Annotated in this window: 2 protein-coding genes; both read left to right on the top strand. The window is 69.0% G+C overall.

Annotated elements, in window-relative coordinates; all coding sequences use genetic code 11:
• Nucleotides 1-340 precede the first annotated feature (340 nt).
• Nucleotides 341-826: a hypothetical protein gene (locus ACFWZ5_RS46405; RefSeq protein WP_384893336.1), complete on the top strand. Its 486-nt coding sequence runs from the start codon at nucleotides 341-343 to the stop codon at nucleotides 824-826.
• A 2-nt stretch (nucleotides 827-828) separates the two neighbouring features.
• The gene (locus ACFWZ5_RS46400; RefSeq protein WP_384893333.1) at nucleotides 829-1,419 is read left to right on the top strand and encodes a hypothetical protein; all 591 of its coding nucleotides are present in this window, start codon (nucleotides 829-831) and stop codon (nucleotides 1,417-1,419) included.
• Nucleotides 1,420-1,544 lie beyond the last annotated feature (125 nt).

Raw genomic sequence — 1,544 nt, 5'->3', positions numbered from 1 at the left:
AGTGCGGGAACTACCAAGTCACCTGCCCTGAACGGGGCTTCTCAGACACCCACTAGTGACGGTCCCCAGGCACTGGCGGGCTGTGCTCTGCCGTGCAGGCCCCAATCAGACTCCGGCACTCCTGTTTTCGCAGGTCACCGCGCCGCCCCGATCTGGTGCTGCCCCCTAGCGTTATCCGGGCTTCACACACAGGCCCGGGCTGTCCGCGGCCCGTGGCTGGCCACGCTGGCTACACGGCCTCCGATCCCGCGCACTCCGCACCACACCTCACCGAGCGTTTGGCCGCGTGCGCTCCAGACCACCCCCACCCAGCCAACTGCCCACCTTCTCAGGAGCTCTGATGACATCCCCATCCGATCGCGGCATAGCCCACTCTCCCCAGACGTCCGACACCGATCCCATAGGCGCCGGGCTCCAGCCCACCACCACGACCGGCATGCAGGACCGGGGTGCGGAGCCTGACCCGACGTTTACGCCCCTGAACTGCTCCCTTGCTGAATGCATCGTCGGCGAATACCGAGACGACCTCACTCCTGCCCCGGAGCACAACGCACCCGAGGCGGACTTCGCCTGCAGCGGATGCGGACACCTGCTGATGGCCGATGACCTGATCGTGGAGGCAGGGCAGACGCCGGTCGTCCGCGATCACGTCCTCGGCGTCATCAACACCCACGGCACCTCCGAGACCGAGGCAAGCACGCCGCAGGAGGCATCACCGCACCAGCACGGCCCGCACCAGGCCGGGCCCGCCCTACGGGTTCTGCCCGCCGACAGCGAGGAACGCGAACCGGCCAACAGCCCGCTCTCAGCAGGGCAGGAGGCGTGATGATGGCCGACTGGACGTGGTTCGATCCGGCAGCGGGGGTCGCCCTGCTGCAGCCTCACCTGGTGCAGTGCGGCATGCGGCTGGCCAAGGAGACCAGGCAGCCTGACGGCAGCCGCGTGACCCGGCTGACGCCGGTATGGGACATCTCCCTGGGCGGCACCTACGAGATCTACGGGGGGACCGGCTACTCCTTCCGTACGAGCGACGGCGTCCTGCACCCGGTTGCCTCCAGCGCGCGCGTGTGGGTGCACCCCGAAATCCGGCCCGAGGACCTCCCCCCCCCGCATCATGGGGACTGGATCACTCACCAGAGGTTCGGCCAGCACGACCACCGGCCCGGCGTCTTGGGCGACCGGTACTTCTACCAGCGAACGCGGGCCGTCGACCGGTTCACCGCCGCCGACGGACGGGTCTACCGGCTGCTGCGCGGTGCCAGCACACGCGCGGACGACCGGCGTAACCCCGACGGCCGTTGGGAGTGTTACTGGGTCTACCGCTGGGACCAGGGCGTGAAGTGGATCGGTCCGAGCCGCGAGACTTCGGATCTGGCATACATGCAGTTCGATCTGATCTGCAACGGTGAGGCCTGGTAGCCAGCTGCCCTGCCCGCACAGCCCTGGCGCCGACGTCCCCGAGCCTGGACACACTCGGCAGGCATCCTCCCTGCCTCAGGGCACATGGCCCCACTGGGGGCCTCTGCCGGGGCTGTGCCGGGGCG

Origin of the sequence: Streptomyces sp. NPDC059003, assembly GCF_042740445.1 — a bacterium.
In the GTDB taxonomy this organism is placed as follows: Bacteria; Actinomycetota; Actinomycetes; order Streptomycetales; family Streptomycetaceae; genus Streptomyces.
The sequence above is the reverse complement of the archived record's forward strand: the minus strand, read 5'-3'. Positions and strand labels throughout refer to the sequence as shown.